General features: G+C 39.4%; 19 protein-coding genes, 1 pseudogene and 1 other annotated feature. Of the genes and pseudogenes, 14 read left to right on the top strand and 6 right to left on the bottom strand.

All coding sequences use genetic code 11. The features are described from left to right. The first annotated feature begins 62 nt into the window (after positions 1–62). From liaF to ACIQYG_RS11190, 4 genes are all read left to right on the top strand, one after another. Positions 63–809 (top strand): cell wall-active antibiotics response protein LiaF, encoded by a 747-nt coding sequence (gene liaF / locus ACIQYG_RS11205; RefSeq protein WP_402838001.1) that lies wholly within the window; start codon positions 63–65, stop codon positions 807–809. Next, on the top strand, positions 806–1,852 hold the full coding sequence (locus tag ACIQYG_RS11200; protein ID WP_402837999.1) for a sensor histidine kinase: 1,047 nt from the start codon (positions 806–808) through the stop codon (positions 1,850–1,852). Before liaF ends, ACIQYG_RS11200 begins: the two co-directional genes overlap by 4 nt. Then, positions 1,845–2,486: a response regulator transcription factor gene (locus ACIQYG_RS11195; protein WP_053536075.1), complete on the top strand. Its 642-nt coding sequence runs from the start codon at positions 1,845–1,847 to the stop codon at positions 2,484–2,486. Before ACIQYG_RS11200 ends, ACIQYG_RS11195 begins: the two co-directional genes overlap by 8 nt. Before the next feature lie 98 nt (positions 2,487–2,584). Then, the gene (locus ACIQYG_RS11190; protein ID WP_402837997.1) at positions 2,585–2,887 is read left to right on the top strand and encodes a hypothetical protein; all 303 of its coding nucleotides are present in this window, start codon (positions 2,585–2,587) and stop codon (positions 2,885–2,887) included. Positions 2,888–2,947: 60 nt separating this feature from the next. Here ACIQYG_RS11190 and ACIQYG_RS11185 read toward each other — a convergent pair whose 3' ends face one another. Beyond that, a complete protein-coding gene (locus ACIQYG_RS11185; protein WP_402837996.1) occupies positions 2,948–4,111 on the bottom strand; it encodes an MFS transporter in 1,164 nt (387 codons plus the stop codon). A gap of 188 nt (positions 4,112–4,299) precedes the next feature. Here ACIQYG_RS11185 and ACIQYG_RS11180 point away from each other — a divergent pair, with 188 nt between their 5' ends. After that, complete coding sequence (locus ACIQYG_RS11180; protein WP_402837994.1) at positions 4,300–4,527, top strand: hypothetical protein; 228 nt, start codon at positions 4,300–4,302, stop codon at positions 4,525–4,527. 261 nt (positions 4,528–4,788) lie between these two features. Here ACIQYG_RS11180 and ACIQYG_RS11175 read toward each other — a convergent pair whose 3' ends face one another. Beyond that, positions 4,789–5,169 (bottom strand): hypothetical protein, encoded by a 381-nt coding sequence (locus ACIQYG_RS11175; protein ID WP_402837992.1) that lies wholly within the window; start codon positions 5,167–5,169, stop codon positions 4,789–4,791. A gap of 345 nt (positions 5,170–5,514) precedes the next feature. Then, positions 5,515–5,752: a binding site (T-box leader), on the top strand. Positions 5,753–5,811: 59 nt separating this feature from the next. Here ACIQYG_RS11175 and ACIQYG_RS11170 point away from each other — a divergent pair. From ACIQYG_RS11170 to ACIQYG_RS11160, 3 genes are all read left to right on the top strand, one after another. Continuing rightward, the gene (locus tag ACIQYG_RS11170; RefSeq protein WP_402837990.1) at positions 5,812–7,161 is read left to right on the top strand and encodes an amino acid permease; all 1,350 of its coding nucleotides are present in this window, start codon (positions 5,812–5,814) and stop codon (positions 7,159–7,161) included. Between the two features lie 223 nt (positions 7,162–7,384). After that, complete coding sequence (locus tag ACIQYG_RS11165) at positions 7,385–8,041, top strand: phosphatase PAP2 family protein (RefSeq protein WP_402837988.1); 657 nt, start codon at positions 7,385–7,387, stop codon at positions 8,039–8,041. A 155-nt stretch (positions 8,042–8,196) separates the two neighbouring features. Continuing rightward, positions 8,197–9,399 (top strand): hypothetical protein, encoded by a 1,203-nt coding sequence (locus ACIQYG_RS11160; protein ID WP_402837986.1) that lies wholly within the window; start codon positions 8,197–8,199, stop codon positions 9,397–9,399. Positions 9,400–9,539: 140 nt separating this feature from the next. On the opposite strand, the gene ACIQYG_RS11155 is transcribed toward ACIQYG_RS11160, so the two are convergent. The 3 genes from ACIQYG_RS11155 to ACIQYG_RS11145 form a co-directional block, all read right to left on the bottom strand. Then, positions 9,540–10,928, bottom strand: a complete 1,389-nt coding sequence (locus ACIQYG_RS11155) for an L-cystine transporter (protein ID WP_402837984.1) — start codon at positions 10,926–10,928, stop codon at positions 9,540–9,542. Between the two features lie 233 nt (positions 10,929–11,161). Further along, positions 11,162–12,301: a DUF4179 domain-containing protein gene (locus ACIQYG_RS11150; RefSeq protein WP_402837982.1), complete on the bottom strand. Its 1,140-nt coding sequence runs from the start codon at positions 12,299–12,301 to the stop codon at positions 11,162–11,164. Further along, complete coding sequence (locus tag ACIQYG_RS11145) at positions 12,298–12,864, bottom strand: sigma-70 family RNA polymerase sigma factor (RefSeq protein ID WP_402837980.1); 567 nt, start codon at positions 12,862–12,864, stop codon at positions 12,298–12,300. The genes ACIQYG_RS11150 and ACIQYG_RS11145 overlap by 4 nt, the downstream gene beginning before the upstream one ends. 373 nt (positions 12,865–13,237) lie before the next feature. Between ACIQYG_RS11145 and ACIQYG_RS11140 the strand changes: the two genes are divergently transcribed. From ACIQYG_RS11140 to ACIQYG_RS11115, 6 genes are all read left to right on the top strand, one after another. Continuing rightward, complete coding sequence (locus ACIQYG_RS11140) at positions 13,238–13,747, top strand: GNAT family N-acetyltransferase (RefSeq protein WP_402838465.1); 510 nt, start codon at positions 13,238–13,240, stop codon at positions 13,745–13,747. 188 nt (positions 13,748–13,935) lie between these two features. Further along, positions 13,936–14,394, top strand: a complete 459-nt coding sequence (locus tag ACIQYG_RS11135; RefSeq protein ID WP_402837978.1) for a VOC family protein — start codon at positions 13,936–13,938, stop codon at positions 14,392–14,394. 98 nt (positions 14,395–14,492) lie between these two features. Continuing rightward, positions 14,493–16,097 carry an ATP-binding protein gene (locus tag ACIQYG_RS11130; RefSeq protein WP_402837976.1) on the top strand — a complete coding sequence of 535 codons (1,605 nt, stop codon included), beginning with the start codon at positions 14,493–14,495 and terminating at the stop codon, positions 16,095–16,097. Positions 16,098–16,099: 2 nt separating this feature from the next. Next, positions 16,100–16,804, top strand: a complete 705-nt coding sequence (locus tag ACIQYG_RS11125; RefSeq protein ID WP_402837974.1) for a response regulator — start codon at positions 16,100–16,102, stop codon at positions 16,802–16,804. Between the two features lie 174 nt (positions 16,805–16,978). Continuing rightward, positions 16,979–18,289: a CitMHS family transporter gene (locus ACIQYG_RS11120; protein ID WP_402837972.1), complete on the top strand. Its 1,311-nt coding sequence runs from the start codon at positions 16,979–16,981 to the stop codon at positions 18,287–18,289. 66 nt (positions 18,290–18,355) lie between these two features. Then, on the top strand, positions 18,356–18,502 hold the full coding sequence (locus tag ACIQYG_RS11115) for a hypothetical protein (protein WP_402837970.1): 147 nt from the start codon (positions 18,356–18,358) through the stop codon (positions 18,500–18,502). 166 nt (positions 18,503–18,668) lie between these two features. Here ACIQYG_RS11115 and yyaC read toward each other — a convergent pair. Next, a pseudogene (yyaC, locus tag ACIQYG_RS11110) lies at positions 18,669–19,143 on the bottom strand (spore protease YyaC). Positions 19,144–19,214: the final 71 nt, after the last annotated feature.

The raw sequence follows: 19,214 nt of genomic DNA, 5'->3' as shown, positions 1-19,214 counted from the left end.
AAAAGGCACGGGTTTCTGTGCCTTTTAAGAATATCATGATCATATACAGGGGAGGCGAACCGATGTTGAACAAGATGAAGACGGACTATATGGGATGGATACTTCTCATCGGAGTCGTCCTGCTTTTTTTAGAGATTTCATTTACGGGTGGAGGTCTCCTTTTTTCCATCGCTTTTTCAATAGGATGCATCTATTTAGGCAGGAAATTCACAAAACGGACAATCGGGAAAATCCTATTTTTTATAGGGCTGATTTCCCTTATCATCACCGTCTTGAATATGTTCGTCTTTAGATTTTTCCTAATGGCGATCCTCATTTATCTATTGCTTTTATATTATCAGTCAAAAAAGAATCCTGATTGGGTCAGTCCCATTATAACCAATGATGATTCGGACGAAGAACGGATCAATAAGGAGCCACTGCTGAAAACCGATTATCTATTTAAAAATAAGTTATTCGGTCATCAACAAACGGCCGAACATGTATATGAATGGAATTCCGTGAATGTTCAGGGCGGGGTCGGTGATACGGTTATCGATTTAAGCAAAACGATTCTACCGAAAGGCGACGCTGTCATTTCCATCAGGAATATCATTGGCAATATCACTGTGCTTGTACCGTATGGCATCGAAATCAGGGTCCATCATTCTGTCATCGCAGGCAGAGCGCGGATTTTTGAAAATAAGCTTGAATCCAGGGTCTTTAATCAAATTTATTCCTACCAAACGGAAGGGTTCAATGAAACGGATCACAAGGTTCATATCATCACTTCAATCTTAGTTGGCGATTTAGAGGTGAAGCGGATATGAGCATACTGACACGGCAGATATTGACTGCCCTTGGTGTTGCTTTCGTTCTTTCCCTTGCCTTGCCGGCGGCGGTTTTCTTCATCTTTCCTTTATCCGACTGGAGTTTATTGTGGGAGAAAGTGGTCATGGGATTACCCTTCATCATATTCCTGCCAAGCCTGGTCATGACGGCAGGGCTGATTTATGGAGTCGTTTCGGGAATGTTTTGGAAGAGGCAGCTCGAAAGGGTGGATGAAGGACTGCATTTACTTGAACAGGGCCGCTTACCTTGGCAACAGGAAACGTATCCAGTCCAAGAGATGGCTAAAATGGCGGAACGGATGCAACTGATCCATAAGCAAATCAATGAGCAGACAAAACTATCGCAAAAAATGGCGAATGAAAAGGCCATTGATCAGGAGAAACAGATCCAGGAAATCGTTTCCCAGGAACGAAACCGTTTGGCGCGTGAGCTGCATGATTCGGTGAGCCAGCAATTGTTTGCAGCTTCGATGTTCATGTCGGCCATCACCGAATCACAATCCGATATGGAAAAAACGGAAATGAAACAATTCAAGGTAGTGGAAGAAATGATCCATCAATCCCAACTTGAGATGAGGGCGCTATTGCTTCACTTGAGGCCTGTTGCATTAAAGGGAAAATCTTTACATGAAGGAATGAAGGAGCTTCTTTTGGAATTGGCCCAAAAAGTGACGATGGATATAAATTGGAAGATGGAGCCTGTCACTCTGGATAAGGGGATTGAGGACCATCTGTTTCGGATTTTACAAGAATCGATTTCCAATACACTGAGACATGCAAAAGCGAATTCTCTTGAAGTGCTATTGATCGTTCGTGAGGGCATGATCATTCTACGAATAACGGATGACGGCATCGGTTTTAACGTCGAGGAGTCGAAAACGGGATCATATGGTCTGCAAAACATGCATGAACGGGCTGTTGAATTAGGCGGGACGATGCAAATTGTAAGCGTTCCGAATAAAGGAACGAAACTTGAAGTGAAAATCCCATTATTAAATGCTGGAGGTGATCATGATGATTAAAGTATTATTTGTCGATGACCATGAAATGGTAAGGATAGGGGTATCGGCTTATTTATCCGCACAGTCGGATATCGAAGTGATCGGGGAAGCGGACAATGGCTTGAAAGCTGTCGAACTGGCAATGGAATTGCGTCCGGATATCATTTTGATGGATTTGGTGATGCCGGAAATGGATGGCATAGAAGCGACGAAACGAATTATTGAAAAATGGCCAGAAGCAAAAATCATCATTGTGACAAGCTTCCTGGATGATGAAAAAGTGTACCCGGCATTGGAAGCGGGAGCGACGAGCTATATGTTGAAAACATCAAAGGCCAGCGAGATTGCGAGAGCCGTCCGTTCCACTTTCCAGGGGCAAAGCGTACTTGAACCTGAAGTGACGGGAAAAATGATGGAAAAGCTGCGTCGCCCGAAAATCACCCAGCTTCATGATCAATTGACAAACCGTGAAATGGAAATTTTGCTGCTGATGACACAAGGGAAAACGAATCAGGAAATTGCCGATGAACTATACATAGCCCTGAAAACAGCCAAAGTGCATGTCAGCAATATATTAAGTAAGCTTGCCGTGCAGGACCGCACGCAAGCAGTGATTTACGCATTTAAGCATTCGCTCGTTCAAGAAGAAGAGTAAAGAGTGTCCATTTAACAAAAGGTGAAAGTTCGTTATATTTGGGTAATTATTCCGTTTTCAGTGGGAAATAAACCAGCTGAAAAGCAGAAAGCGGGTGAATGGTGTTCAGAGTCCTTTTAGAATTACTGCGTATCGTCACCATTATTTTCGTTATTGGAATGATAATGGGGTTCATCATTAATTCAATCTATGCGATTTTTGGAATAACCGTAGAGAATACCACGGGCGGATGGATTGTTGGTATGGCAATTTTTCCATTACTTTATGTACTCTATAAAAACCGGCTTCAATTTTCAGGGTTCTATAAAAATGGCAAACAAGTAAAACTCTCAAACAGGACAACGACAATCTTGGTTTGCTTCTCCGTGCTAATGTTGACGGTTGCCCCTTTATTTCGCTAACAGAATGCAAAAAGAGCATGTTTTAATCAAAACATGCTCTTTTCTATACCGTTTTTTAGATTATACAGCTTCCTCTGCGGTATCGAGCCTCTTTCCGTATATCCGATAAAGAACCATAGCGAATACCATTCCTATAAAGGAGATGGAGGAAATGAACAAGTAAAGGGCCTTCCCGCCATATGCTCCATATATGGCCCCGCCTATATAAGAAGCAATGATTCCCGAAACCCCGAAGAATAGCAGCGCCAGTACGGTCTGGCCTGTGGCACGCCATTCCACCGGAACAATCCGATACAGATATTGGATGGCCGCCGAGTAGAAAATCGGGAAAGTCAATAGCTGCATGACTTGCAAATAAGCCAATAGCTGAGGATCGGTAATCCACGCAGAGACGAAATAACGGATAAAGAAAAACGCTGCTGCAAACGAAATGATGATGATTTCCTTGCCTTTGCGCAGCCACCAGAAGCATAGGGCGAATACAACGATTTCACTTCCCGCAGCTAAGAACCAGGTCAAGCCTACAAGCTTGGCACTCCCTCCAAGTTCCCGGATATACACTCCAAGGAAGGTATCGTTCATCCTTGCTGGAACGGCACAGATAAAGACCAATAACAGAAAGAGAAGCGTCTCTTTATTGCTGAAAAAATGCTTAAGACTGCTTAAGGTGACAGGTTTCCCTGAAACGGGTGCATCAGGCATCATCCAGCTGACAATGAAACTGATCAAACCTATGCCTGCAAAAAGGAACGCAAGGCTGTTCGCTCCGAAATATGACATAACATAGCCGGTGATCAGCGATATGACCGCATAACCCAATGCACCATATGTCCGGATGGAGCCGTAGCTGATCCCGGATTTCTCTGCCATCGTAAAATTGAGGCTTTCCGTCAGGGGATCGATCGGCATCAAAAAGAAATATAGCAGCATGGCAAACAGGATAAGCTGAAGATAACTGCTTGAATCATAGAGGAAATAACCGATTACGCTCGAGAAAAAGATGAGTAACAACAGGACTTTTCGTATAGTCCTTGTTTTGTCGCTGATCATTCCCCATAAAGGCTGGGTGATGAGGGTGACAAAACCGCCTGTACCGACGATGAATCCGATTTGGGCTGGACGCAAACCTTGATCAGCCAGATAGACTGGTAGGAACGGAATGAAAATGGCAAGCAGTCCAAAATATAAAAAGTTAAAACTCTTTAATAATCGTATTGCTTTCATGAAAAATATGATACCTCACGTGTTCTATGGATTGGTTTGATTTCAGACCTTGTTATTGTATCACTGATGACAGAATTTGAAAAAATAGTTTTAAAATAGATTTAGTTTCAAGGTTAAATCTCACTTTTTTAAAATGGATTTAAATGATAGAATTAACACTTATTGCTAATTGTAGAGGGTGGTATTTAATGGATCAAGACACAAAAGTGATTCAAGAGTTGCAGGAATTGAAGCAAAAAGTCGGTCATCTTGAAGACTTATTAACGCAGCAGCAAAAGGGAAAAGCAGGACCATTTCGAATCTTCCTGGACGCAGTAGTTTCATTGCTATTTGGATTAATTGTTGTAGGACCGGTTATAGTGATTGTCGTTGGGGTTCTGATGGTGGCCGCTTCATGGTTAGGGATGGAGTTTTAAACGTTTAGGGGAGTCTGGGCTTTTATGAATCTATTGATTTGATTAGGTAAACGGGAGGTAATGTTCCGGTTATTATAAAACGGAAGGGCTGGATGAATTTGTGACCCAGAGAAATTTGTGCTAATTAGAACGGTGTCATTAGTTGTTATTGCGGGAAGCCTTTTCGTCATTGCCTATACGTTGGCTACTTATTTCAGATGTTAGCTGCGCTTGTAAACAAAGGAAATTAATTGGCCTAGAGGGGCGAATGCGCCCTCCTCTTTATTTACTTTGCTCTAAAGTAAAGCTTTCTTCATTACCATCCCAATTAATTGTTATATGTATAGGGAAACTTTCATTAGTTACTGAACAGCCGCTGCATGCAGTTGGAATTTCAATGGTTGGTCCTTCAAGGTTTGTTTCATTCTGCTTAGTTTCTCCATCATTAATTGAAATCTCCAAAGTCTTGAAAAATACATCCCTATCAACATTTTTATATTTAAAAGTATAGGTTCCATTTTCCGAATCTTCGGTAGCGGTTGCAACATACTCTCCTTTCCAATGATCGCTCTCCCCAGAAAGTTTCATGTATTTATCACCGTTACTACACCCAACCAAAACAGATAATAAAAAAATCATAATCATTAACGTTTTTTTCATCATGTCCTCCAAACAGATAGTAAGTTATTCGTTCGGTTTATTTTCTTCATATAAATACTATAACAGTAAATATATGGTTAAATAAAGGGGCGACTGAGGATAGAGTGGAAGGTCACGGTTTTGCCTTTCCATCCAGTGAGGCACATTGGGGTGGCAGAATTAAACGGAAGAAAATAATTACTAAGGTAGAAATGATATATATAGTATTTTACAATTTTCGTTATGTTGGCTCAACAAGATTTCCCATGATTTGTTGCTTGGAAAATATTATCCTAAGAAAGTTATTGACAAATTTACTTTGAGTCCGTATAGTATGGGATATTATTAGAAATATTCAGATATAATTTTCGAAACGCAATGAACAGGAGTAGTAAAAGCTCATTATTCGGTGAAGAGAGCTGCGGGTTGGTGCAACGCAGTCCAATGATACTTTGAACTTGCCTGGGAGTGGTGAAACGAAAGATAGGAATGATTCCATTCTTTTGTTTTAACGATTGACCTTCGTTACAAGGTTTTTAAAGCAGGGTTCTAAAAAAGAGCCAATAAGAGTGGTACCGCGGTAAGCTTAAGGCATATCGTCTCTTTCTTCATTTGATTATGAAGGAAGAGACGATATGCTTTTTTTGATTTTTGGGAGGTAAGGATATGGAAACAGACAAACGGAATTTACAGAGGACAATGACTTCAAGGCATATTACGATGATGGCATTAGGCGGTGCCATCGGGGCAGGTTTATTTAAAGGAAGCAGTTCAGCCATTGATATGGCAGGCCCTTCCGTAATCATTGCGTACTTGATAGGAGGCATCATCCTATTATTCATCATGCAAGGTTTAGCTGAAATGGCGGTCCGCAATAGCGGTGCACGAACATTCAGGGATTTGGTCCAATCGATCTTAGGAAAGTATCCTGCCTATTTCCTGGATTGGATTTATTGGAAAATGTGGGTATTGAATATTGCGGCCGAATCAGTGGTTGCGGCGATTTTCATTCAATATTGGCTGCCCGGATATCCAATCTGGATCCTGGCATTAGCTGTTTCGGTTTTAGTTACTGCGGTTAACTTGCTGTCGGTAAAGGTCTTTGCTGAAACGGAGTACTGGCTTGCTTTAATTAAAATTACGGTCATCATTGTGTTCATCATGGCTGGATTATTGTTGCTGCTCGTTACTTTTGGTGATCATGCAGCCGTCGGTTTTTCTAACTTGACCGAGCATGGCGGTTTCTTTCCGAATGGATCGACAGGTTTGATCACGGCGATGCTGGTGGTAATCTATTCATATGGCGGTACGGAAATCATCGGGGTCACATTAGCTGAAACGAAAAATCCTGAAAAAGTGGTTCCAAAAGCCGTTCGCAGTACATTGGTCAGGATCATTTCTTTCTATATCATCCCTTTTTTCATCATCGTTAGCTTAATTCCTTGGAACGAAGTAAACGGGGTGAAGGAAAGTCCGTTTGTAATGGTCTTTCAAATGATCGGGATTCCAGGTGCCGACCATATTATGAACGCCGTTGTTCTATTAGCGATCATTTCATCGATGAACTCCGGGTTGTATGGTTCATCGCGTGTTCTGTATACTCAAGCCGTGGATGGCCGCATCCCGAAAATCTTTTCCCGTTTATCCAAGAAGAAAGTACCTGTTCCCGCAATATTAATGTGTACATCCGCTTTATATGGCGGTGTACTGATTTCCTTATTTGCTGGAAGCAAGACCTTCGATTTCCTAATGGGTTCGCTGGGATATACCGTATTATTCATCTGGTTGATCATTGCTTTCGCCCATTTGAAATCACGTAAACAACAGTCCGGAAAAACAAGTGCCTATTCGGTAAAATGGTTCCCGTACACGACTTGGGCTGCGATCATCGCTTTAATAACGATCCTGATCGGAATCATTTTCACGACATCCATAATCGTTACGATCATTACACTTTGCATCTACATCTTCATTTCCTTAACGTTTATATGGAAAAAACGCCATAACAAAATCTAGAGAAGAGTTATCACTTTTGCCTTCTCGTATATAAGTTTCAATACAAGCCGTGGTATATGCCATGGCTTTCGTTATGTATTCTTAGTCTGATGAAAAGTAAGAGATATCCATTTTACTAGTTCATGGGAATCGTTAACTTTAACAATTAAAGAGTTAATCTAGTGAAAAATGGTGTATAATAATCTTTGGAAAAAAACCAATATATTGAAAGCCGGAGCGAGCCATGAAAAACAATTCCATACTATCCTTTCACCCGTTATATTATTTATTACTATTGGTGATTACTAGTTCCATCTATTCAATCATCAATCAATCTTCAGGTCATGCTGTCGATGTTACGACTATAATAGATGGGGAGATTCCCTTTATTAAGGAATTTGCCGTTCCTTATTTACTTTGGTATCCGTATATTTATGGATTGCTGATTTACTATTGTTATGTTGACCGAAAGCACTATTTCGTAGGATTAGGCAGTTTGATATCAGGGAAACTTCTCTGTTTTCTTGTATATTGCCTTTGGCAAACGACAGTTCCTCGTCCAGAAGTGGTGGGTCACGATATCTTTGCCCAGTTAATGCGATTCATCTATAGTCATGATCAACCAGTCAACTGTCTTCCCAGCATTCATGTACTGACCACATTCATCATGATGATCGTCGCCCATAAGCGGAAAGAAGAGCACAAATGGGAGTATGCCAGTGTCACTGCATTCGGAACACTGATCATCCTCTCCACGCTATTTACAAAGCAGCATGCTGTATTGGATGTACTTGCAGGAATACTCCTTGCATGTGGGGTATATGCAGCCGTCCAGTATACGTTCCATGCGCTATCGGGTTTTCAGGCCAATCATTACGCAGCAAGGCAAATTAAAAAGTGACCACATGTAAAAAAGCCACCGTAAGAATATTCGCTCCAATGAGCTGATATGTTACTGTGGCTTTTGTTTTTCTATTAAAAATTGGATATTTATGTTAAATGATTATATGGTATTATGTTTTTAATCGAATTGAAACAGTGGAGGGGAGGAAAAGAATGCTTCATCATCTTGATCGAATTGCTGAAGACTTGGTTAAAGCAAAGTTGGAAAATTATTGGCCGGGTTTTGAACTTGTTGCATATGCATTATATGATAAGAGCAATGTTTATCTATTCAATCATCCTAAATTCAGTAACAATCCACCATGTACATATCATATTTTAAAGTGGGATGTCCAGTTTACTGCTGACACAATCATTATGTATGAAGAATATCCCACTGCAATTGTTAATATGGATTGCTATGAGGAATACGAAGATTTGTATTCAATGCTCGTTCATGAATTATTTCACGGCTATCAATTTATAAAGGAGGAAAAACGGTTTCCCGATGAAATGATGGGAATCACATATCCTTTGTCAAAAGAAAATGTGGAATTTCGAAATCAGGAACGAACAAACCTTTATCGTGCGTTGTTGGAAAATAACCTAATAAAGAAGAAACAATACCTTAATGCTTTCATTTGCCTAAGGGAAAAAAGAGCAGGTAAGATTGAAGAGTACCTAACATATGAAAAATTGATTGAAACCATTGAGGGACCTGCGTGGTATGTCGAATTGAGGGCTTACTCGGAAAAAAGCCCGCTTGATTACCATTCAGTTTTAAAAAAGTATGCACAACACCTAATAAACAAATATGAATCCACTTCCAGTATTAGAAGAAGTTGTTATAGTTCCGGTTTGTTTATGTGTTTGTTACTGGAGGAGCTTTCACCAGGCTGGATGGAAAGTTTTTTTGATAAAGAAGATACATTATATGACCTATTAAAACAGCAGTCCTGTGACTATATGGAATATTCAATAGCGGATGTGGAAATAAGTCCTGAAACAGAGGAAGTCATTAATTTTGCTAAAGAAAAGAGAATTAAAGCATTTGAAGAGTTTAATAAAAAAGCAGGAATTCATCTATATATTGAAGGGGAAATAACTGCTGTATCCTTTGACCCGATGAATATCATCCCTTTAGAAGATAGACTTTTACATAAGAGCTTTATAAAAGTAAGAATGAACAATCAAGATTTTCTTATTCAACAACAGGTTATTGCCCATGTAGATGATGGAATTCAAAAGATAAATAAAATACACCTTATATTAGAGAATGAACCCATTGAAAACATTGATTCGCTTACAATTAATGGTGTTGGAGAAATAAAGGGAAGATATAAGAAACAAGAAAATATCTTGCATGTACTTATATAAAATGAATTTTATCTTAACTTGGGTTACAATCATCATTCCCATATAACTTTTTGTACCAAGAATTTTGCCAGAATTGAATGTACAGCCTATGTAAAAAAGCATCGAACCTCCCATGACAGGAAGTCTGATGCTTTTTTCTTTTACATTTCAGCTTCAATTTTCAAAGATGATTCTTCGCTGAACTGTTCTTTATCAAGGTCACCCGTTATTTTACTAGTTAGAATACCGGAAGTCATGCTTCCGCTGACATTTACAGCCGTTCTTCCCATATCGATCAATGGCTCAACGGAAATCAACAGTCCTGCCAAGGCGATTGGCAAGTTCATTGCAGATAATACGAGGATGGCAGCGAATGTTGCTCCTCCACCTACACCCGCAACCCCGAAAGAGCTAATGGCCACGATGGCAATCAACATGGCGATAAAGGAAGGATCTAGTGGGTTGATTCCAACCGTTGGAGCGATCATGACCGCTAACATGGCCGGATAGATTCCGGCACAGCCATTTTGACCGATCGACAAGCCGAAGGATCCGGCAAAGTTGGCAATACCCTCGGACACGCCTAGTTGTTTCTGAGTTTGGATGTTCAATGGCAGAGCTCCTGCACTTGTTCTTGAAGTGAAGGCAAACGATAATACCGGGAAAGCTTTTCTCAAATACACGATTGGATTCAATCCTGCAAGCGTCAGCAACAATAAATGGATGAGGAACATGACAATCAGGGCGACATAAGAGGCACCTACGAATTTCCCCAATTTCAGGATGGCATCCAAATCACTCGTTGCTACAGTCTTCGTCATGATCGCCAAGATCCCGTATGGTGTTAAACGCAGGATCAATGTTACTACGCGCATGATGATGCTGTGCAATGTATCTACTATTTTAGCAAAAAACTCAGCATGTTCAGGCTGTTTCCTTTTGACCCCTAAATAGGCAATCCCAAGAAATGCAGCAAAAATTACAACGGAAATGGTTGATGTCGGACGTGCTCCCGTTAAATCAAGGAACGGATTGGACGGAATCAACTCAAGGATTTGCTGCGGCATCGTTTTATCCTGAATCGTACCGTATGTTTCCGATATTTGATCCCCGCGGCTTAACTCCGCTTCCCCTTGCTCAATTTGAACGGCTTCCAAATTGAATACAGTTGCCGAAGTGATCCCGACAGCTGCCGCAATCGCAGTCGTTCCAAGCAGGATTCCGATGATCAGGACACTGATCTTTCCAATATTGCTAGTCAGTTTCAATCTAGTGAATGCCGATAAGATTGAAATGAAGACAAGCGGCATGACGATCATTTGCAGGAACTTGACATAGCCGGAACCTACAATGTTAAACCAATCGACCGATTTAACGATCGCTTCTGACTGAGGTTCATAGAAATACTGCAAAAGAAGTCCGAATACAATCCCTAAACCAAGTCCAGTAAAGACCCTTTTTGTAAAGGAAATATGCTTCTTATTCATGTAAAATAAAACGCCTAAAAGAACGAGCATTATGGCAAGATTTAAAAACACATAACCAATCATATATATTCCTCCTAATTCCGATTAACCAAATAAGAATAATGAATATCTGATGACTATGATACATCATCCGTTGATTTTTTACCAGAAAAAAATAATTTATTTTTGACTTTTCAAGTAATTCATGTATGTATCCATATTCATGGACTGAATAAGAAGTCACAAAAAAGAGGTATACATGAACCTTTCTCCACTCTGGGATCTAGGGTTCAGTATACCTCTTGTAGGTAAAATTGCTATTTCTTCAAATCAATCACGATATCATCCAATACCAACTCTTTTGGAGCACTTCTTGGTTTTGTTGGGAAGGATGACACCTTTTCCTCACCATCTTCCGTTATGGTTACTCCTCCGTGGTTCTCTGAAGTGAAATTACGTAATGTTACATGTGGTGTCGCAATCAGTTGCGTAGCATCTGGATCGATTTTTTGAAATGTTTTGCTGAAGTTCAAATTATAAGAATCAATACCGCTTCCTCCGTTTTCTTGACCATCGTATACATTCCCTAAGTCATCTTTAATGGTCAACTTCACATAGGCTTCATCCCATTTGTTTTTGACTGAGTCGGACACTTCTTGATGATAATCAACCACAAAGGACATTGGCGAGATCGATAGTTTTTCGACGGATACTTTTACACCATGTTGATTCACACTTTTATTGACGAACCTCTCGTTACTTTCAGTTGCTTTTAGAGAGAAAGCAAAGTTCCAATTTCCTTTTATCTCTTTATCCATGTCGGTAATGCTAATCTTGTTTATATCCCAGTCTATATTTACCTTATCTACTTTAAGATCTTCTAAGTTACTAACCGTTAATAAGCCTACATATTTTTTATCAGCTACTTTTGAAATTCCATCCGATCCTCCTTGGGCTTTCATTTCTTTTATATTCGGGCTGGGAATAAGAAATGATCCGTCACCCAAATCTTCTTCGCTTTCAATAGTATAAGTGATGGTTACCGTTTTTCCGTCATAAATGGCGTCATTTATCGTGAAAGTAAGGCCATTGCTTTCTTCGGTAAAGCCAATTTCGTTAGAGTAGGCCTTATAATCACTATAAAGACCCTTTCCATCATTCTTGATATCATCGGAGAAACCTGAGTTTTCATTACTAAAATAGCTGAAAATATCCCCTATCAAAGGAATGCTTTTAGCAGAAGCGGTAAACGAGAATCCAATCGTTGCGGTGGATAACCCGAATATAATAGAAGCAGCCATAACATTCTTTTGCCAGCGTTTCATTTTTTTCTTTGTACTTAATGATTTTTTTAGGGTCCTTTTGACTTTAGCTTTTTCTAGTTCGGTGACTTCCATTTCCTTAAATTCAGTTTCGTCTATGTCTATATCATTTAACAATTCATAAATATCCTTCATACGACACTGCCTCCTAACTTAAGATTCGTAGCTTTTTGACTTAGCTTCTTTTTTCCCCTATAAATTCGATTGTCTATTGATGCTTTGGTCAACCCGAGTTTTATCGAGATATCCTCATTTTTTAAACCAAGAAAGTACTTCATGATAAAAATATCCCGATCTACAGGTTCTAAAAGGTCAATTAACTGAAGCAGTTCTTTTCTGTCTTCCAGAATAATTAGTTCGTCTTCTGCAGATTTTTCTGGAACTACTTCTGTGTAACCTGATGTAAGCTCCATTTTCTTCATGGCTTTTCGGTAATAATCAATCGCTTTAAACTTAGCGATCGCACAAATCCATTTTCTGAAATCTGTTGTATCCCCATGGAACTTTTTTGAATGGTTCCATATTGAAAGAAAAATATCATTAATGCATTCTTCCATGACACCGTCGTTCTTAAGAGGAGAGAGAACCTTATATGTGACCCCCTTGATTAGTGGCAAATAGGTATCCACTATGAATTCCAATGCGTCTTCTTCTTGGCGTTGCAATCGCTTTATAAAATTTTTATCAGTAGACTTCATGACATGATTCCCCTTGTTTTTTTGTAAAAGCTTTTACACTTAATACAACGTGTGTAAAAAGATTTATTCTCAACAATCCTTGGATTTTTATAGAAGTTAGTCGGTATGATGATTCCAATCGCACTTGGAATGATATGGTATTGAGGGTATCAAATTTTGTCAGTATGCGACAGTGTTATCGATATAGACGGTATGTTGGTAAAATCGAACGATTAAAAATAGATTCTTTAACAAAAACACTTGATTGCTACTAAAGACTGTTGAATGAAAAATTATTCTAAATATATTCATCAGGAAGGATAAGCCCTTGGTTTTCTTGAATGATATATCAGGCCGCTTATGCTTAGCGTTTTTTTGAAAGGATGAAAGAATGATGGATATATACATTGACAGACTTAATGAACGGGATGCACAAGCGTTATTTGCATTTGAATGCAATAATAGAAGGTTTTTCGAGCAAATGGTCCCAGGCCGGGGAGATGATTATTATAGCTTTGGAACGTTTGGAATCAGGCATAAGGAATTATTAAAAGAACAGGAAGATTCCATCTCCTCTTTTTATTTGATTAAGGATGGTTCAGGCATAATCGTCGGCAGGATTAATCTTGTGGATATCGACCCGATTAATGGTACAGCTCATGTCGGTTATAGAATCGGTGAAGCGTTTACGCAAAAAGGAATTGCGAACGAAGCTTTAAAGCTTTTGGTGAAGCTGGCGCCGGAATTGAATGTGACTCAAATACATGCCAAAACGACAAGCGACAATATCGCCTCCCAAAAGGTTTTGGTGAAAAACGGTTTTGATCGGATTTCGATTAATGAGGAAATTAGTGCGGATACGGGTCAAAAGCTAACATTCTACCATTATAGTTGGAACCTTTAAATCCATTTTCTTCTATATAATAGACTTTTTTAATTGTGGAAAGAGGGGGAGGTAGCGGCTGTCACAGAAAGGAGCTTCACTGTAAGTTAGACCGCTTGACGGTCGCAAAGGACTTAAGAGTAAATAATCGCGAGATATTTTCCCGGCAAAAGAGTTCGTTTACGTAAAAGGAGAAAGGAGAATGTAATATGATAGAAGGTTTATATGAAGCCCATTTGCCAGTCAAGAACCTGGCCATCTCTATGGATTTTTATAAGAAAATAGGCTTGAAACTAGCTTGGAGGGATGAGGATACTGCCTTCTTTTGGATCGAGGAAAACAAAAGCTGGGTCGGCTTATGGGAAGGAAAGGAATATCAAACTCCATACCACCCTTCACTAAGGCATATCGCCTTTCGGGTAACTTATGATAATATGAAAAATGCATTAACTTGGCTTCAATCCTTGCAAATTGAAGTCGTCCCTTTTGGAAAAAGGACAACGATTGAACCTTTTGTGCGTCCGAACCAAGGAAACGCTTCCGTCTATTTCAATGATCCCGATGGCAATAGTCTCGAACTTATGTGTTCGATAAAAGTCCCTGATGCATATAAGCATATGACCGAAAAACTTTCACTTGCAGAATGGGAAGAACTATTAACTAGGTGAACTTTGTAAAGAAAAAGTTTCTCCCGCCCAGTCTCAATCATTAATTTACTATACGAGTATGAGCAATCAATACGGAAAGGCTAAGGGCATTAATGTAGATGTTTAAAATTAGAGTGAACTTATTAACTCAAATGACATTACTAATCATATTCGTTGTTTTTATCAGTACCTTACTTGTGAGCATTCTATTCTCTACACTGCTGGAAGACATCGTCGAAAACCATATGGGGAAGCAAGCAATGACGGTGGCCAAATTAGCGGCTCAAAATCCAACGATCATCCAGGGATTTAACGATGAAGAGCCCTCAAAGGTGATTCAACCCGCATCAGAAATGATTCGTCAAACAACAGGTGCCGATTATGTAACCATTGCGAACGATAAAGGACTACGATACTCCCATCCCAATCCAGAATATATCGGGAAGCCTACGGCTACTAGTAATGATGCAGTTCTCAATGAACACAAAGCAATTATTTATCAAGGAAATGGGATATCGGGACCAGCGATTAAAGCTAAGGCGCCTATCTGGAATGATAAAGGGGAAGTTATCGGTGTTTCATCTGTAGGGTTTTTGGTAGAGAATGTGCAAGATCAACTATCCAATTATAAAATGAAGATTATTCAATTGTCACTTATCCCAATCAGTGTAGGAATCGTTTGGGCAATATTTATAGCGCGACGCTTAAAAAAGCTTATTTTAGGTTTAGAGCCTGAGGAAATTTCTTTTCTTTTTCAAGAAAGGGAAGCGACACTTGATGCCATCCGATATGCTACCATTACGATTAATATTGAAAAACAGGTTACTTCCATGAATAAGAGAGCACGTGAATTGTTTCATGATCATCAGCTTATGGTGGGAAAGCGGATTGTAAATGGACATTTAGAAAAACTCATCAAAATAGTGATCAGCACAAAAGAGGGACAGTTCAATCGTAAGTTACTCTTAGGCCAACAGCTATACATTTTGGATTTATCCCCTATCTTAAATCATAATGACGTCAGGGGCATTGTTTTAACAATAAGAACAGTATCCGAAATTGAACAATTAACAGATGAATTTTCAGAAATCAAGGCCTTTTCAGAAAATATGCGGGCACAAAATCATGAGTTTTTAAATAAATTAAATACCATTTATGGATTACTTAGTTTAAAACAGTATGATAGGGCAATGAACATAATCTCCTCTGAAGTGAGAGAGAGGCAAGATATCATTTCGTTTCTTATGTCATCGGTAAAGGACCCTTTAATCGCCGCCTGTTTACTTGGAAAGATAAACCGTTCAAAAGAATTGCAGGTTATCTTAGAAATAGAGCAGGAAAGCAATTTAAACAGTTCATTAAAACCTGAGGATTCCCATCACTTGGTTTCCGTTATTGGTAATGTCATCGATAATGCGATGGAGGCAGCACGGCAAAAGAACAAAAATAAGGGACAGGTCAAAGTTTCGTTTACGGATTTAGGAAACGAAATTATATTTGATATCGAGGATAACGGCCCTGGTATCCCTCATGCAATGGAGGATATTATTTTTACAGATGGTTATACGACTAAAAATGGGGAAAATCATGGGATCGGTTTGGCCATTGTAAAAAACTCCCTTGGTCTTTTAAGCGGTGAAATTTATATTGATCGTAGTTATTTGGGCGGAGCAAGATTTACAGTCGTCTTCCCGAAGGATATTAAAGCAGAGAAGGAGGCGTGAGAATGTCCGAAGGACCGATTACAGTTGTCATTGTTGAAGATGACGAGAATGCAGTGAATATATATAAACAATTTACAAATCAACTAGATCAATTTACTGTCATTGCTACAGCTAGCACAGGCAAGCAAGCACTGAATATATTGCATGCCGCACAACCGGACTTAATTTTATTGGATATCTTTTTACCTGATATGAATGGAATTGACCTTCTTCGGGAAATTAGGAAGGAATACCGGGGGATTGATGTAATTCTGATCACCGCCGCGAACGATACCGAAACAGTCAGTGAAGCGATTAGGGGAGGGGCTTTTGGATACCTTATAAAACCGATCATTATCGATAAGCTTCTTGCGACGCTCAACCAATACGACCTGACGAGACGGCAGTTGCATAATAGCGACTTGGTAAATCAAGATAAAGTGGATACTCTTTTTCGGACCATAAGTAATTCAAATACAGCAAATGATGTCCAAATAAATTCTCTTCCCAAGGGGATAGACAAACATACCCTGAAAATGGTCAGAAGTAAGATTCAAAACGTCAATGGCAGTTTAAACGCTGATGAACTAGGCCGGCTCGTTGGAATTAGTTATTCAACCATGCGCAGATACCTGGAGTATTTAGTTTCCTGTGATGAAATGGAAGTTGAGGTTTTGTATGGAAGCATCGGAAGGCCGGAAAGAAAATATAAAATAAAACACATTTAAATCCCAGTTGATGAAATTCGTTTTCATCAATGGGATTTTTTTCGTTTTCAGGCGTGAAAAAAATGAATAAAACTATTATTACTTTCTTTATATGTGAATAACGCTTAATGGATGATAGTCTCTAAAGAAAGCGCTATCAAAACAAGATGGTTATAAACAGAAGGGAGCTTGAAGATGTTATCCATTTTAGGATTTTCGATGATTGCAGTATTCATGTATTTAATTATGTCGAAGCGACTATCGGCACTAGTGGCCATTATGCTCGTTCCAATCATATTTGGAGTGATTGGAGGATTTTTTACAGAGCTGGGACCCATGATGCAGGATGGTGTTGAAGGTATAGCTTCAACAGCCATAATGATTTTGTTTGCGATTTTATATTTTGGAATAATGATAGATTCCGGTTTATTCGATCCTCTTATTTCTAAAATATTGAAAATAGTAAAAGGAGATCCTTTAAAAATAGTTTTAGGTACCGCTATTCTCTCAATGACCGTCGCATTAGATGGGGACGGGACAACTACTTACATCATTACTGTCTCAGCGCTTTTACCCCTTTATAAGCGCCTGGGCATGAACAAAATAATATTAGCCACTGTAGCCATGCTATCCATGGGTGTAATGAATATGACACCGTGGGGGGGAGCTTCCGCTATGGCGATGGCATCGTTGAACCTTGACGCATCGGAATTGTTCTTGCCAATGATTCCTGTCATGGGATTTGGCCTTATTTGGGTTCTTGTCGTGGCTTTTATATTGGGAAAAGGGGAACGAAAGAGATTGGGCGTAGTCGAGATCCAGCATAATCACACAAATGATTTGAACTCGAAGGCCAATTCCGAGTTAGCGGCAACAACGGTTTCCCGTGATTATCGCAGGCCGAAATTGGTCTGGTTCAACTTCATTTTAACGATTGTGCTGATGGCATCATTAATCATTGATTTTATGTCTTTGACCATTTTATTCATGATTGCTTTCGCCGTCGCGTTATTGGTCAATTATCCTGATTTGAAAGATCAGCAGGATAGAATCGCTGTTCATTCGAAAAATGCATTGGCCGTTGTTTCAATTGTCATTGCAGCCGGGATTTTTACAGGCATCATGTCTGGAACGAAAATGATTGATGCAATGGCCATTACGTTGGTCTCTTTAATCCCGGAATCTTTTGGACCATTTTTACCGGTTATAGTTGCGTATGCCAGTGCCCCTTTTACTTTCTTTATGTCCAATAATGCATTCTATTTTGGCGTACTTCCCATTATCGCACAAGCCGCTGATGCTTATGGAATTAGCGCGGCAGAAATAGGGCGCGCCTCATTAATAGGGCAGCCGATACACGTATTGAGTCCTTTGGTGGCTGCAGCACATTTGCTAATAGGTTTAGTTGGCACTGACTTCGGGGATTTACAGCGGTTTGCCGTAAAATGGGCATTAGGGACTGTCACTGTCATGACAATAGCAGCGATACTCTTGGGAGTCATTTAGTAAAACGGCTGGTTACTCTATCTTGCAGATCGTGCAAATCGATATTTTAAAAATGGAGGGTTTTCAATGTGGATCATCACACTCTATAAAAGTAGAGGCATTGTAATGTATGAATTTGAAACAGAACAAGCAGCAAGGGATGTTTTCTGTAATATTCAGGGCAATAAGATTCTTTCAGAAGTTATTTACTTTAATGACCCAGGTTTAGGATGATAAATCAATGAATAGTAGGGTTAATTCAAAAAAAGGTTATTGTGAAAGAAAAAAGTGGAACTTACAAAAATATGTATGATTAAAACGCAAATCATGGGAGTGTCCTTCAAGAATATGCATTTCATCGTTTACCCCGAAAAGCTGAAGCTTTATTGGGGTTTTCCTATTATTTTAGACTTTTAACAATGATTCTTGTGGTAATCTTCGCCAGGTTCATGACAGTATCCAGTCTTGTATCATTTAGAGATTGTTTGGGCAAAAGGGGATCTAAATAATTTACGACGGCTTTTAGGTGATAATCACCCAATTCAGGTAAGGTTTTATTCATCGCTTCACCAGGGCTAAAAGGACCTTTTGTCAGAATAATAGAACCGATTTGATGATAACCACCTAAGCAAGCATCGATACCAAAAATAAAGGGATTGTTAAATTGCTTTTTTATTTCTTTCAAAACACTTTTCAAATTAAGGGCGTGAAGGTTCTGCGAGTGTTCCGAAGACATGGTAAGGGACTTGGTTTTCTCTTAGCATCGTCCCTGCTAAAGGCCCGAATGAATCTCCTATGGATCGATCTGAGCCAATACATAAAAAGATAATCTCTTTGGACGTTGGCCGAAGAACTCTTGCGATTCGAACAGACATTTCGTCCATTTCTCCTTCTGCATTTGTATCCAACGTAAAGTTGCAATACTGCATTTCTTTTATTGTCTCCC

The organism is Peribacillus sp. NPDC096622 (assembly GCF_044762665.1).
Lineage (GTDB): Bacteria > Bacillota > Bacilli > Bacillales > DSM-1321 > Peribacillus > Peribacillus frigoritolerans_B.
The sequence above is the reverse complement of the archived record's forward strand: the minus strand, read 5'-3'. Positions and strand labels throughout refer to the sequence as shown.

Bases quoted from the DNA above. Each gene is read 5' to 3' on its own strand.
- liaF (WP_402838001.1), top strand. From the start codon at position 63: ATGTTGAACAAGATGAAGACGGACTATATGGGATGGATACTTCTCATC.
- ACIQYG_RS11170 (WP_402837990.1), top strand. From the start codon at position 5,812: ATGGAAACAGACAAACGGAATTTACAGAGGACAATGACTTCAAGGCAT.
- ACIQYG_RS11130 (WP_402837976.1), top strand. From the start codon at position 14,493: ATGTTTAAAATTAGAGTGAACTTATTAACTCAAATGACATTACTAATC.
- ACIQYG_RS11125 (WP_402837974.1), top strand. From the start codon at position 16,100: ATGTCCGAAGGACCGATTACAGTTGTCATTGTTGAAGATGACGAGAAT.
- ACIQYG_RS11180 (WP_402837994.1), top strand. From the start codon at position 4,300: ATGGATCAAGACACAAAAGTGATTCAAGAGTTGCAGGAATTGAAGCAA.
- ACIQYG_RS11145 (WP_402837980.1), bottom strand. From the start codon at position 12,864: ATGAAGTCTACTGATAAAAATTTTATAAAGCGATTGCAACGCCAAGAA.
- ACIQYG_RS11160 (WP_402837986.1), top strand. From the start codon at position 8,197: ATGCTTCATCATCTTGATCGAATTGCTGAAGACTTGGTTAAAGCAAAG.
- ACIQYG_RS11190 (WP_402837997.1), top strand. From the start codon at position 2,585: ATGGTGTTCAGAGTCCTTTTAGAATTACTGCGTATCGTCACCATTATT.
- ACIQYG_RS11155 (WP_402837984.1), bottom strand. From the start codon at position 10,928: ATGATTGGTTATGTGTTTTTAAATCTTGCCATAATGCTCGTTCTTTTA.
- ACIQYG_RS11150 (WP_402837982.1), bottom strand. From the start codon at position 12,301: ATGAAGGATATTTATGAATTGTTAAATGATATAGACATAGACGAAACT.
- ACIQYG_RS11135 (WP_402837978.1), top strand. From the start codon at position 13,936: ATGATAGAAGGTTTATATGAAGCCCATTTGCCAGTCAAGAACCTGGCC.
- ACIQYG_RS11140 (WP_402838465.1), top strand. From the start codon at position 13,238: ATGGATATATACATTGACAGACTTAATGAACGGGATGCACAAGCGTTA.
- ACIQYG_RS11165 (WP_402837988.1), top strand. From the start codon at position 7,385: ATGAAAAACAATTCCATACTATCCTTTCACCCGTTATATTATTTATTA.
- ACIQYG_RS11195 (WP_053536075.1), top strand. From the start codon at position 1,845: ATGATTAAAGTATTATTTGTCGATGACCATGAAATGGTAAGGATAGGG.
- ACIQYG_RS11175 (WP_402837992.1), bottom strand. From the start codon at position 5,169: ATGATGAAAAAAACGTTAATGATTATGATTTTTTTATTATCTGTTTTG.
- ACIQYG_RS11200 (WP_402837999.1), top strand. From the start codon at position 806: ATGAGCATACTGACACGGCAGATATTGACTGCCCTTGGTGTTGCTTTC.
- ACIQYG_RS11185 (WP_402837996.1), bottom strand. From the start codon at position 4,111: ATGAAAGCAATACGATTATTAAAGAGTTTTAACTTTTTATATTTTGGA.
- ACIQYG_RS11115 (WP_402837970.1), top strand. From the start codon at position 18,356: ATGTGGATCATCACACTCTATAAAAGTAGAGGCATTGTAATGTATGAA.
- ACIQYG_RS11120 (WP_402837972.1), top strand. From the start codon at position 16,979: ATGTTATCCATTTTAGGATTTTCGATGATTGCAGTATTCATGTATTTA.